Source organism: Paraburkholderia sp. 32 (genome assembly GCF_050435345.1).
In the GTDB taxonomy this organism is placed as follows: domain Bacteria; phylum Pseudomonadota; class Gammaproteobacteria; order Burkholderiales; family Burkholderiaceae; genus Paraburkholderia; species Paraburkholderia tuberum.
This window is the reverse complement of the sequence record NZ_JBNDKD010000001.1, coordinates 1268875-1281663: the sequence shown is the minus strand read 5'-3', so window position 1 is coordinate 1281663 and position 12789 is coordinate 1268875. Positions and strand designations below refer to the sequence as shown.

Here is a 12789-nt window from a genome sequence, read left to right as displayed (position 1 = left end):
CTCAAGCCTCCATCAGCGAGAAAGCCGGCGCCGCATACTCGCGCGGCAGCAGCACCGATTGCACCGCGACCACCTCGCGCGCCGCCTTCGTCACGCCGCCGCCGCCCGCCGGTCCGTTCGTGTACAACGTCTCGACCTCGTTGCCGATGCGCAGCGCCTGCGCGAGCGACGCCGTGCGTCCCGCCACCCGGGCGCGCACTTCGTACGGCTCGCCATGACCGGCCGCCACCGCGTCACCATGCAGTGCGTTCACGCCGATCAGATCGAAGCGCAACTCGCGCGTCTGCACGCCGGTCAGCGCGAGACGCTCGCGCACGATATCGAGCGCGAGCCGCGCCCGCGCAAGCGCGCCGGGTCCGCCGTACGAAATCTGCCCCTCGCCGATATAGCCGTCGAAATACGCAACCGACACTTTCAACGTCGCGGTGCGCTCCGTGCCGCCACCGCCGGTGACGCGCACACGGTCCACGGCTTCCTGCTCGACGCGCACCTGCGAGAAATCGGCGACCACGTCGGGCTGCAGATAACGACGCGGATCGTGGATCTCGTAGAGCAACTGCTCCTTGCAGGTCGCCTCGGTCACGAGCCCGCCACTTTGCGCGAGCTTCGTGATCACCACTGAACCGTCCCGCGCAACTTCGGCGATCGGAAAGCCGAGCCGCGCGAGATTCGGCACGTCCTTGAAACCGGGGTCCGCGAAGTAGCCACCGGTGATCTGCCCCGCGCATTCGAGCAGATGGCCGATTACCGTCGCCTGGCCGAGCATCGGCCAGTCGTCCATGCGCCAGCCGAATTCGTGGATCAGCGGCGCGACGAACAGCGACGGATCGGCGACGCGCCCGGTCAGCACGATCTGCGCGCCGGCCGAGAGCGCCTCGACGATGCCGCTCGCGCCGAGGTACGCATTGGCCGATATCAGCCGGTCCGCGTACGCGGCCACCGCCTCGCCCGATTCGACGAAATGGAAGTCGCCCGCGCGCACGACGTCGAGCACGTCGTCGCCGGTGACTGCGGCAATCCTCAGGCCGCCGAGACCCAACTCGCGCGCGATCTGCGCGGTCCGGCGCGCTGCCGCGAGCGGATTGGCCGCGCCCATGTTCGACACGATACGCACGCCGTTGCGCGCCGCGACGGGCAGCACCGCGCGCATGCGCGCTTCGAGCAGCGGGTCGTAGCCGAGCTCCGGGTCCTTGCTGCGCGCCTGCTGCGCGATCGCGATCGTGCGTTCGGCGAGGCATTCGAACACGAGATAGTCGAGCTGGCCGTGTTCCGCGAGTTCGAGCGCGGGTTCGATACGGTCGCCCGAATAGCCCGCGCCCGCGCCGATGCGCACGACGCGTCGAGGTTCAGTGGCTGTCATGGTGCTCCCGTTCCTTCAGTGAAGCTCACAGTGGAAAGATCCCGAGCACGACGCACGCGATCGTCATCACGACCGACGCGCCGAACAGCAGGGGAAACGTGAATCGTTGATGATCGGCCAGATCGATACCGCACAGCCCGACCACGAGGAACGTCGCGGGCGTGAGCGGACTGACCGGAAAACCGGTGGTCATCTGTCCAAGCAACGCGGCCTGACCGACGTGCACCGCCGGCACGCCGAGCTGGCCGGCCACTTCCGCGATCACCGGCAGTACACCGAAATAAAACGAATCGGGATCGAACAGCATGCTGAGCGGCATCGACAGCAGGCCGAGCACGATCGGAATATGACTCGCCATCGCCGGCGGCACGAAGCCGACGGCCGCCTGCGCCATCGCCTTCAGCATGCCGCTGCCCTGCATCACGCCGGTGAACACGCCGGCCGCGAGCAGGATGCCGGCCATCATCAGCGCGGCGCGCGCATGCGCGTCGATCCGTTTGCGCTGCATGTCCACATTCGGATAGTTGACCATCAATGCGATGCACAGGCCCACCATGAACATGATCGCCGGCGGAATCTTCTCGCCCATCACGACCATCGTGCCGAGCACGACGAACGTCAGCACGATGTTGAACCAGAAGTTTCGCGGGCGGCGCAGCGCCTGTTGTTCCGGCGTCAGTTCGCGTTGGGGCATCGGCACGGAACCGCTCGCAGCGTTGAGACCGAGGCGCTTTTCCTCGCGCCGCCCGAGCCAGTACGCCATCGAGAACACAAATACGAGGCCGATCGCCTGCACCGGAATAAGCGGATTGAACAACGCCGAGATCGGCAGATGCAGCGACGCGGACGCGCGAATCATCGGCCCCGTCCATGGCAGGAAATTGATGCCGGCCGCCATCGATACCGCCGCGGCGAGCACGCGCCGGTCCATCTTCAGGCGGTCGTAGAGCGGCAGCATCGCCGGAATGGTGACGAGGAAGCAGACAGCGCCGGAGCCGTCGAGGTGGATCAGCAGCGCGAGCAGCGTGGTGCCCATCACGATGCGCGTGGGCCGTGTGCCGACCGCGCGCAGGATGCGCTCGATGATCGGGTCGAGCGTACCGGCGTCGGTGATCGTGCCGAAGTACAGGATCGCGAAGACGAACATGCAGACGACGGGCGCGAGGCTCTTGAGGCCATCGACGACGAACTTGCTCGTCTGCAAGCCGAAGCCGCCGAGCAGCGAGGCCGCGAGCGGCACGATGATCAGCGCGACGAGCGGCGACATGCGTTTGGACAGGATCGCGCCGAGCAGCACGACGATGGTAGCCAGCCCCAGCAATGGCAGCATGAGCTTGTCTCCAGGTTGTTTTTTAGTGTGATCGAGCGTAAGTTCGAGGCAGCAATAAAGCAATTGAAATGAATTGATTGCAGCAATCACATATCATCATGGATCTGAATCTCCGGGACATCCGCGCGTTTATCGCGGTCGCGCAAACGGGCAGCTTCACGCGTGCGGCCGCGCGGCTGCATCTGTCGCAACCGGCGTTGACGGTGCAGATTCGCCGGCTCGAGGAAACGGTCGGCCTGCGCCTGTTCGATCGCAACAGCCGCAACGTCGCCCTGACGCCGACCGGCCGCGAGCTGCTGCCCGTGCTGCAGAAATCGCTGCACGACATGGAGCACGTGCTGCTCGATGCGCGCGCGCTCGGCGAAGGCGGGAGCGGCACGGTGCGCATCGCGTGTCTGCCGACCTTCGCGGCGAGCGTGCTGCCCGAGCTCGTGCAGGCGCTGAGAAAAGCCGTGCCGCGCGTCGGCTTCGAGGTGCGCGATGTCGTCGCGAGCATGGTCAACACGTTGGTGCGCAACGAGGAAGCCGATATCGGACTGACGGGCGGCGAGCTGAACGACAGCGGGCTCGAGGTACTGCACGCGGGCATCGACCGGCTCGTCGCCGTGCTGCCGAAGCAGCACGCGCTCGCGCGGCGGCGCCGGCCCGTCACGCTCGCCGATCTCGCCAGCGAGCCGCTCGTGCTGACCGCGCAGGGCACGAGCGTGCGAGCGGTCGTCGACAGCGCATTCGCCGACGCGCAATGTGAGCCGCGCATCGCCTGCGAACCGACCTACATGATGAGCGCGGTAGCGATGGCGCGCGCCGGGCTCGGCATCACGATCCTGCCGGCGTCGGCGCGCGAGGTGCGCGCGGAGCCCGAGCTGGTCGCGCGACCGATCGACGAAGCCGCGTTCACGCGACGCATCGCGCTGATCAAAAAGCGCGGCCGAACCTTGCCGCCGGTGACCGAGACCTTCGTCGCGATGCTGATCGAACGGCTCGGCGCGTCATAGGGCCGCACAGCGTCGTTTTGCGCGTCGCGCGCAGCCCCTAATTTTCACGATACGAAACGATGCCGCGCGTCGTAAAAAATCATGTTGCGGGGCACAAAGCGGCCATTTCACGATGCCCGGCGGCGTTGCACATCGCAAAACGGATCGCACAAGCCTTTGTTTTTACAAGCATATTTTTAATATAAAGACCGGTTCGACGCCCAATTGCCCGCCGATTCGCTGACGTAGACTCTTTCACAAGAGCACGCGCTTCACGCAGTCGGATTCGAGGGGCCTCACGACATGGCCAGCCAAATCCCGCAGATTGCGAAGAAGCCGTCACGAATCGCGGCTTTTTTTATTGGCAACTGGGAGACTAAAAATGAAAGGCTTTCGCTTTGGTTCGACGCAGGGAGCGTTCTACATTCTGCCGGGTCAGGACGGCTGGGAAGCCACCTACGGCAACGAAACGCTCGGAGAATTCCCGAGCCCGCAACAGGCCGCCGACGACCTCGCGCGCGGTCTGAGCTGCGAGCATCTGTCGGAGCTCGACACGTCGACGCTCGAAATTCCGGAGAAGCTCGCCGATTGGGAAATCGTTCACGTATAAGGACGGGCATGACCGACGGCGACGTAGCAGTGACAGTAGAAACGACAATGGCGCCCGAAGGCGCCATTGTCGTATTTGCGGTCCTGCTTGCGGCTTTGTCCGCGGTTGTACTGCGTGCTTACCGCGCGGCTTTCGGGGCCAGCGCAGGTGCGGCCGCGGCGCTTACCGCATCAGTCGCCCGCGCGAGTTCAAGCCACCGAATCGACGATTGCGTTCAGCGTCGCGCTCGGGCGCATCGCCTTGCCAGTCAGCTCGACGTTCGGACGGTAGTAGCCGCCGATATCCACCGGCTTGCCCTGCGCCGCGCCGAGTTCCGCGACGATCTTCGCCTCGTTGTCGGCCATCGCCTTCGCGACGCCCGCGAACTGCGCCTGCAGCGCGGCATCGTCGGTTTGCGCGGCCAGTGCTTCGGCCCAGTACATCGCGAGGTAGAAGTGGCTGCCGCGATTGTCGATGCCGCCGACCTTGCGCGCCGGCGACTTGTCGTTGTCGAGGAACTTGCCGGTCGCCTGATCGAGCGTCTTCGCAAGAATCTGCGCCTTCGGGTTGTGATACGCGGTGCCCAGATGCTCGAGCGATGCCGCCAGCGCGAGGAATTCACCGAGCGAATCCCAGCGCAGGAAGCCTTCCTCGACCAGCTGCTGCACGTGCTTCGGCGCCGAACCGCCCGCGCCGGTTTCGAACATGCCGCCACCGGCCATCAGCGGAACGATCGACAGCATCTTCGCGCTGGTGCCCAGTTCCATGATCGGGAACAGGTCGGTCAGGTAGTCGCGCAGCACGTTGCCGGTGACCGAGATCGTGTCCTTGCCGGCGCGGATGCGCTCGACCGAGAACTTCGTCGCTTCGACCGGCGTCATCACGCGGATGTCGAGACCGTTCGTGTCGTGATCCTTCAGGTACTGCTCGACCTTCCTGATGATCTGCGCATCGTGCGCGCGCGCCGCGTCGAGCCAGAACACGGCCGGCGTGTTGGAAGCGCGGGCGCGGTTCACCGCGAGTTTGACCCAGTCGCGGACCGGCGCGTCCTTGGTCTGGCACATACGGAAGATGTCGCCCTGTTCCACCGGCTGCTCGAGCAGCACCGCGCCAGCTTCGTCGGTGACGCGGACCACGCCGTTCGCCGGGATCTGGAACGTCTTGTCGTGTGAACCGTATTCTTCGGCGGCTTGTGCCATCAGCCCGACGTTCGGCACCGTGCCCATCGTGACCGGGTCGAACGCACCGTGCTTCTTGCAGTCTTCGATCACCGCCTGGTACACACCGGCGTAGCAACGGTCCGGAATCACCGCCTTCGCGTCGTGCAGCGCGCCATCGGCGCCCCACATCTTGCCCGACTCGCGGATCATCGCCGGCATCGATGCGTCGACGATCACGTCGCTCGGCACGTGCAGGCTCGTGATGCCCTTGTCCGAGTTGACCATCGCGAGCGGCGGACGCTGTTCGTACTGCGCCTCGATGTCGGCTTCGATCGCCGCGGCCGTCTCAGCCGGCAGATCCTTCAGACGCGCGTACAGGTCGCCGATACCGTTGTTCGGGTTGAAGCCGACCTTGGCCAGTGCTTCCGCATGCTTCGCGAGCACGTCCTTGTAGAACACCGACACCACGTGACCGAAGATGATCGGGTCCGAGACCTTCATCATCGTGGCCTTCAGGTGCACCGAGAACAGCACGCCGTTCGCCTTCGCCTCGGCGATCTGCGCTTCGATGAAGCTGCGCAGCGCGTTCTTGCTCAGCACCGACGCGTCGATGATTTCGCCTGCCTGCACCGGCGTCTTCGCCTTCAGGACCGTGATCGTGCCGTCGGCGGCGGCCAGTTCGATCTTCACGCTACCGGCCTGCGCGACCAGCGCCGACTTCTCGCTGCCGTAGAAATCGCCAGCGCTCATGTGCGAGACGTGCGACTTCGAGTCCGCGCTCCATGCGCCCATCTTGTGCGGATGCTTGCGCGCGTAGTTCTTCACCGACAACGGCGCGCGGCGGTCCGAATTGCCTTCGCGCAGCACCGGGTTCACCGCGCTGCCCTTGATCTTGTCGTAGCGGGCCTTGACGTCCTTCTCGGCGTCGCTCGTCGCGACGTCCGGGTACGACGGCAGCTTATAGCCCTGGTCGCGCAGCTCGGCGATCGCGGCCTTCAACTGCGGCACCGACGCGCTGATGTTCGGCAGCTTGATGATGTTCGCTTCCGGGCGCATGGTGAGTCCACCGAGCTCCGCCAGATCGTCGGAAGCCTTCTGCTCCGCGCTCAGGTAGTCCGGAAATGCGGCAATGATCCGGCCGGCGAGCGAGATGTCGCGCGTTTCGACGAGCACGTCGGACGAGCGCGTGAACGCCTTGACGATCGGCAGCAGCGAGTACGTCGCCAGTGCGGGCGCTTCGTCGGTCAGGGTGTAGATGATCTTCGGCGGTGTGGACATGATTAATGCTTTGCTAGGAAGTGATAGACAGAGCGTTGGCAGTCGAAGCCAGCGCAAATCGTGGCGCGACGGCGACGGCGTCAGTTCGGCACGACGCAACCCCGCGACCTTCGTTTTGCGATACGACCGAGAGTATATGCGCGTTTTCCACTAAATGTGACTAGACAAACAGGTCGCGAGACCCTACCCAAAGGGGTCGAGCCCTGACTGGCAAGGGGTTGCGGCCGATTACCCCGGTCTTAAGACAGATATCTTATAGAGGACTTGGGGAATATTATTTTTGGATGAATGCGAATTGGTCGCATTGACGCGCCGCAAATGCCCCCACCGAGCCGTGACTGCTGGCCCTCCACTTGCCGACGATTGGGCGCCTCGAAGATGCGCTTGCGCCGCCGGCTCCTCAAGCCCGCGCTTCGCGCGTCACGACGTCCTGCGCCGGCGTCGTCGACGGGCGGCACACGAGCGTCCATAGCAGGCTCGCGCCGATCAGATCGCCAAAGCCGAGCGCCACGAGAAACGGCGTATAGCCGACGCGGCTCACGAACCAGTCCATCGTCATCGTGAACGCGAAATTGCCGAGCCCCGCGACGAGCGCGGCGAGTCCCGTCACCGTGCCGACTTCGCGCGACTTTTCCATCGCTGGATTCGACAACGTGCCGTATGGCGAGTACGCGTCGCCGGCGCTGACCTCGGTAGACTTTCAGAGCGAGAAGATGGGTGAGCTCACGATGATGAAGCTGATCGACGAACTGCACGGTAAGGGCGAAGAAAGCGCGGGTTATTCGATGCTTGATCTGCATCTGGTGGTGCGGGAGTCGATGGTTAGGCGGGAGTTGGGAGAGGCAGCGGACGACGCCGCGGGTAGTGATGGGCGGGTGCCGAAGAGTGTGACCCGGATGCCGGCGGCGCAGTGATGGGGTCGCTCGCCGCGGATTGGTTTAGTTCGTATCGTCTTTCCCGTCATTCCAGAATCGTTTGAAGTCGGGCGAGCGCGTCCTCGACTACCTCGGCCGGAGCGCGCTCGACTTTGCGTGCGCCGCGGGCCTCGAGGTCCAGAGTGCGCACCATATTCACCAGAGCCACCCCCTGAGTCTCTGTTCCCGAACCCGAGAGCGGTACCGCGAATCCAGCGTATCGAGCGAACTCCCCCTGCGTGATCGGCGCAACGAGCGCGACCCCAAGAGCATTGAATGCGGCAGGCGACAAAACCAGCGCGGGACGGAAATCGCCTTGCTGCTCCTTGCCAAGCGTCGGATTCAGGCTCACGCGCACGATATCGCCGCGCTCGAACTTGATGCGCCTTACCATGCTTCGCGCCCCGCCGGCTTGACTTCACTCCAGACGTCGAGATCGGCTGGCAGTGGCGCCTTCGGATCGCACTGCGCGACGAGTTCATCCAGTGAATACTTGCGACGCGCAGGCGTAAGCAACACCCCCTCGGGGCGCACGTCCGCGTTCAGCGAACTGCCCACCGACGCATGAATTTGCTCCAACAACACGGCCGGCAACCGTACTGCAGCGCTGTTGCCCCACTTCTGAATCTTGAGTTTCATATCCCAGCTCCAAATGTATATCCATTGTAGATACGCACAGCGAAAACAGCAAGTCGCCCGTATCTACATTGACTCTACATTTGGACCTTGAAATCGCCTATTAGTCGGCGAAGAAAAGAACCCAAACCTAAACGAGGCAACCAGCCCGCCGCCGCAACGACGCACCAGTCGCCCACAACGACAACCCTGCTCATTGCCCGCGTCCGAGAAACTCCCCCACCATCCGGTTGAACTTGTCCGCATGCTCCCACTGCGCCCAATGCCCGCAGCGGCCGAACACATGCAGATCGGCGTTCGGCATCCCGGCAACGAGCCGCAGGCCGATGTCCATCGGCACGAAACGATCGTCGCGGCCCCAGATCACGAGCGTCGAGGCGGTTACTTCGCCAAGGCGCGGCCCGTAGTCATTGAACTGCTTCGGATTCGCGGCGAGGCTCGCGACGAAGTTCTCGAGATGATCGCGGCGCGCCAGCATGTTCGCGAGGCGCGCTTGCATCAGGTCTTCGGTCAACGCCTTCGTGTCGAACACGAAGACGCTCATCATGCGCTGCAGGTTCTCGATGGTCGGGTTGCGGTACAGCCCTTGCAGCAGCTTGATGCCTTCCGTCGGCATCGGCACGAACTGGCTCGGGCCGCCGGTGCCGCCGCCCATCAGCACGAGCTTGCCGACGCGTTGCGGCTCGGCGAGCGCGAACGCGACCGCGCTATGCCCACCCATCGAGTTGCCGATGATATGCGCGCGTTCGATATCGAGCGCATCGAGCAGCGCCTTCAGGCAGCGCGCGTTCAGTTCCGAGCGCGAGCCCTTGCAGACGATCGGGTCGCTCTTGCCCCAACCGAGGCAGTCCATCAGGATCACGCGATAGCCCGCCGCGACGAGCGGCTCGACGTTCCGATTGAAGTTGGCCCAGCCGGTCGCGCCCGGTCCCGAGCCGTGCAGCATCACGACCGTTTTCTCACCCTGCCCCACGTCGTTGTAGTGGAGCTGCATCTCGCGGCCGTCTTCGGTGATCCGCACGAATCGGCTGGTCGCTTCCTCGGTGATCGCCGCTGCTTGTGTGTTGGTGTTGCTCATGTCGAATTCCTTTGTTTCACGGATTAAGTGACCGCGAGTCGCCGTTGACGGCGGACCCGCGCGGTATTTCGGGCTGCCAAGCTATTGCGCGGCCACCGGGGTATAACGAAGTGTCGAGCGATTCACGACGAGCCACGCGCCAATCGCGGCGAGCGCGATCAGCGGAATGCTCGCGCCGAGCAGGACGCTCGCACCCTGACCGATCGCGAGCAGTTGCCCCGCGATCAACGGTCCGAGGATCGAGCCGAGACGGCCCACCGCCACGGCCGCGCCGACGCCGGTGCCACGCACTTCGGTCGGGTACAGGCTGCTCGCCAGCGCATACAACACCGACTGCCCGCCGACCAGGAACAGCCCCGCGAGCAGACCGCCCCACGCCATCGACGTGCCGCCATTCGCGCTCAGCAACGCGCCGAGCGCAACGACGATGCCGACATACATGCCCGCGACCGTGCGGCGCCGGCCCATCCGGTCCATCATGCCGGCGATCACGATCGCGCCGATGCCGCCGCCGATGTTGAACATCATCTGTACGACACCGGACTGGACGCGCGTCAGACCGCGCGTCAAGACGAGCGACGGCAGCCAGTTGATCAGGAAATACAGCACGATCAGCGTGCCGAGATAGCTGATCCACAACGCGATCGTCGTGCCCGCGCGTCCTTCCTGCCACAGCGCGTGCGTCACGCTCGCCGACGCATCGCATCGCGCGCCTTTGGTTGCACGCGCCGCGACGAACTGCGCCGACTCGCGCAGGAACAGTGCAAGCAGCGGCAGCACCAGCAACGGCCCGAAGCCGCCGACGTAGAAGATATGCCGCCAGCCCGCGTCGCCCGGGCTGATGATGCCGACCACCGCCGCGAGCGCCGCGCCGAACGGCATGCCGCAATACATGGCGCCGACCGCGGTGTTGCGCTGATGGGGCGGCGCCGCTTCCGAGCACAGCGCGATCAGATTCGGCATCGCTGCGCCAAGACCGAGGCCGGTCAGAAAGCGCGCGGCGAGCAGGCTGTTCAGGTCCCACACCTGCGCGGTCGCGAGCGAGAAGATGCCGAATAGCGCGACCGACCACATCAGCACGCGCTTGCGCCCGAGCCGGTCGGCGAGACGTCCGCCGATCGCGGCTCCTGGCAGCAGCCCGAACGCGCCGATGCTGAACGCCCAGCCCATCTGCGCGACCGCGAGATGAAATTCGCGCGCCATGCGCGGTGCCGCGAGGCCGGTCGATTGCAGGTCCACGCCTTCGAGCAGCGCGACGATCAGGCAGAGCCCGATCGTCAGCGCGCCGCCGGCAAGAGGTTTCGTCGACTGTGTTGTTTGCGTTGCTTGCGTTGACTGCCGCATAAATGTCTCCAATGTTGAGTCAGCGTCGCTCTTGCGGCGACCTTGCTGGATGAAATGAACGCTGCGCGCGCGGCATGCGGCACGGTCGCGCAGCGTCCGGGTCATGAAGCCACTGCGTCGGTTGCGTGCGCGCGCTTCAGATCCAGTGCGACGTCGACGATCATGTCCTCCTGGCCGCCCACCATGCGGCGTTTGCCCAGCTCGACGAGAATGTCCACGGTCTTCAGGCCGTATTTCTTCGCGGCCACTTCCGAGTGGCGCAGGAAGCTCGAATACACCCCCGCATAGCCGAGCGCGAGCGTTTCGCGATCGACGCGCACCGGCCGGTCCTGCAGCGGACGCACGATGTCGTCGGCGGCGTCCATCAGCGTGTAGAGGTCGGTGCCGTGATTCCAGCCCATGCGCTCGGCCGCCGCGACGAACACCTCGAGCGGCGCGTTGCCCGCGCCGGCGCCCATGCCCGCGAGCGATGCATCGATACGGTCGCAGCCCTCTTCGACCGCGACCATCGAGTTGGCCACGCCCAGCGACAGGTTGTGGTGCGCGTGCATGCCCGTCTGCGTTTCGGGTTTCAGCACCGCCTTCACCGCGCGGAAGCGGTCGCGCACGTCGTTCATCGTCAGCGCGCCGCCCGAGTCGACCACATAGATGCAGGTCGCGCCGTAGCTCTCCATCTTCTTCGCTTCGATGGCGAGGTTCTCCGGCGTGGTCATATGGCTCATCATCAGGAAGCCGACAGTGTCCATGCCGAGTTCGCGCGCGTATTCGATGTGTTGCTTCGAGATGTCCGCTTCCGTGCAATGCGTGGCGACGCGCACCACGCGAGCGCCCGCGTTGTAGGCGGCCTTCAGATCGTGGATCGTGCCGATGCCGGGCAGCAGCAGGGTCGCGATCTGAGCGTGCTCGACCACGTCAGCCACCGCTTCGATCCATTCGAGGTCGCTGTGCGCGCCGAAGCCGTAGTTGAAGCTCGAACCCTGCAGGCCATCGCCGTGGGCAACTTCGATGCTGTCCACCTTTGCGCGGTCCAATGCGCGTGCGATGTCCTGCACGTTCTGGATCGAGTACTGGTGACGAATGGCGTGGCTGCCGTCGCGCAGCGTCACGTCGGAGATATACAGTTTCTTGTCCATGCGGGAAGTCTCCTTAAGCCTCTGATGCCTGCACGAGCGCCTGCGCCATGCGCTCCGCGGTCGCGAGCGCGGCCGAAGTCATGATGTCGAGATTGCCCGCATACGCAGGCAGATAGTGCGCGGCGCCTTCGACCTCGATGAAGACCGAGGTCTTCAGACCGCTGAACTTGCCGAGGCCCGGAATGTTCAGCGGCGCGCTCGCGCTGATTTCGTCGAACTGCACCTTCTGCTTCAGGCGATAGCCCGGCACGTACGCCTGCACCGCGGCGGCCATCTGCTCGATCGACTGCTCGACCTTGTCGAGGTCGGCCAGCTCCGACAGCGTATAGACCGTGTCGCGCATCATCACCGGCGGCTCGGCCGGGTTGAGCACGATGATCGCCTTGCCCTTCGCGGCGCCGCCGACCACTTCGATCGCCTTCGACGTGGTCTCGGTGAATTCATCGATGTTCGCGCGCGTGCCTGGGCCCGCTGACTTGCTGCTGATCGACGCGACGATCTCCGCGTAATGCACCTTCGCGACGCGCGACACGGCCGCGACCATCGGAATGGTCGCCTGTCCGCCGCACGTGACCATGTTCACGTTCGGCGCGTCGAGATGCGTGTCGAGATTCACCACCGGCACGCAGTACGGGCCGATCGCCGCCGGCGTCAGATCGATCACGCGAATCGAGGGCTTCAGCTTTCGCAACAGCGCATCGTTCTTGACGTGTGCGCCGGCCGAGGTCGCGTCGAACACGAAGTCGATGTCGTTGAACACGGGTAGACGAGTCAGACCTTCGACACCATCATGCGTGGTCGCGACGCCAAGCCGCGCGGCGCGCGCGAGGCCGTCGGAGTTCGGATCGATGCCGACCATCGCCGCGACTTCGAGATGCTTGCCGTGACGCAGGATCTTGATCATCAGATCGGTGCCGATGTTGCCCGAGCCGATGATCGCGGCCTTCAGTTTTTCGCTTGCCATATGAGTTCCCAATCGAGTGCTTGCGAGTG

At 64.7% G+C, this 12789-nt stretch carries 13 protein-coding genes; 3 read left to right on the top strand and 10 right to left on the bottom strand.

Translation table 11 applies throughout. The features are described from left to right. Nucleotide 1 precedes the first annotated feature (1 nt). Together OKW26_RS06100 and OKW26_RS06095 are read right to left on the bottom strand one after the other, a co-directional pair. Complete coding sequence (locus OKW26_RS06100; RefSeq protein WP_429352994.1) at nucleotides 2-1360, bottom strand: acyclic terpene utilization AtuA family protein; 1359 nt, start codon at nucleotides 1358-1360, stop codon at nucleotides 2-4. Nucleotides 1361-1385: 25 nt separating this feature from the next. Further along, entirely contained in the window at nucleotides 1386-2690 is a 1305-nt protein-coding gene (locus OKW26_RS06095; protein ID WP_429352993.1) for a CitMHS family transporter, read from the bottom strand. 98 nt (nucleotides 2691-2788) lie between these two features. On the opposite strand from OKW26_RS06095, the gene OKW26_RS06090 reads away from it, so the two are divergent. After that, nucleotides 2789-3685, top strand: coding sequence for a LysR family transcriptional regulator (locus OKW26_RS06090; RefSeq protein ID WP_187610565.1), 897 nt, complete (start codon nucleotides 2789-2791; stop codon nucleotides 3683-3685). Nucleotides 3686-4046: 361 nt separating this feature from the next. Continuing rightward, nucleotides 4047-4274 carry a hypothetical protein gene (locus OKW26_RS06085; protein WP_187610566.1) on the top strand — a complete coding sequence of 76 codons (228 nt, stop codon included), beginning with the start codon at nucleotides 4047-4049 and terminating at the stop codon, nucleotides 4272-4274. 188 nt (nucleotides 4275-4462) lie between these two features. On the opposite strand, the gene OKW26_RS06080 is transcribed toward OKW26_RS06085, so the two are convergent. Further along, nucleotides 4463-6691, bottom strand: coding sequence for an NADP-dependent isocitrate dehydrogenase (locus tag OKW26_RS06080; RefSeq protein ID WP_429352992.1), 2229 nt, complete (start codon nucleotides 6689-6691; stop codon nucleotides 4463-4465). Nucleotides 6692-7091: 400 nt separating this feature from the next. Then, nucleotides 7092-7328 (bottom strand): hypothetical protein, encoded by a 237-nt coding sequence (locus tag OKW26_RS06075; protein WP_429352991.1) that lies wholly within the window; start codon nucleotides 7326-7328, stop codon nucleotides 7092-7094. A gap of 16 nt (nucleotides 7329-7344) precedes the next feature. Here OKW26_RS06075 and OKW26_RS06070 point away from each other — a divergent pair, with 16 nt between their 5' ends. Further along, nucleotides 7345-7605 carry a hypothetical protein gene (locus tag OKW26_RS06070; RefSeq protein ID WP_429352990.1) on the top strand — a complete coding sequence of 87 codons (261 nt, stop codon included), beginning with the start codon at nucleotides 7345-7347 and terminating at the stop codon, nucleotides 7603-7605. Nucleotides 7606-7651: 46 nt separating this feature from the next. Here the strand turns inward: OKW26_RS06070 and OKW26_RS06065 are convergent, their stop codons facing one another. From OKW26_RS06065 to OKW26_RS06040, 6 genes are all read right to left on the bottom strand, one after another. After that, complete coding sequence (locus OKW26_RS06065) at nucleotides 7652-7999, bottom strand: type II toxin-antitoxin system ChpB family toxin (RefSeq protein ID WP_429352989.1); 348 nt, start codon at nucleotides 7997-7999, stop codon at nucleotides 7652-7654. Continuing rightward, entirely contained in the window at nucleotides 7993-8244 is a 252-nt protein-coding gene (locus tag OKW26_RS06060) for an AbrB/MazE/SpoVT family DNA-binding domain-containing protein (protein ID WP_429352988.1), read from the bottom strand. The genes OKW26_RS06065 and OKW26_RS06060 overlap by 7 nt, the downstream gene beginning before the upstream one ends. 190 nt (nucleotides 8245-8434) lie before the next feature. After that, nucleotides 8435-9319: an alpha/beta fold hydrolase gene (locus OKW26_RS06055; RefSeq protein WP_429352987.1), complete on the bottom strand. Its 885-nt coding sequence runs from the start codon at nucleotides 9317-9319 to the stop codon at nucleotides 8435-8437. A gap of 81 nt (nucleotides 9320-9400) precedes the next feature. Then, nucleotides 9401-10663 carry a 3-(3-hydroxy-phenyl)propionate transporter MhpT gene (mhpT, locus tag OKW26_RS06050; protein ID WP_429352986.1) on the bottom strand — a complete coding sequence of 421 codons (1263 nt, stop codon included), beginning with the start codon at nucleotides 10661-10663 and terminating at the stop codon, nucleotides 9401-9403. Between the two features lie 101 nt (nucleotides 10664-10764). Further along, the gene (dmpG, locus tag OKW26_RS06045; protein WP_429352985.1) at nucleotides 10765-11796 is read right to left on the bottom strand and encodes a 4-hydroxy-2-oxovalerate aldolase; all 1032 of its coding nucleotides are present in this window, start codon (nucleotides 11794-11796) and stop codon (nucleotides 10765-10767) included. 13 nt (nucleotides 11797-11809) lie between these two features. After that, entirely contained in the window at nucleotides 11810-12760 is a 951-nt protein-coding gene (locus tag OKW26_RS06040) for an acetaldehyde dehydrogenase (acetylating) (protein WP_184046345.1), read from the bottom strand. Nucleotides 12761-12789: the final 29 nt, after the last annotated feature.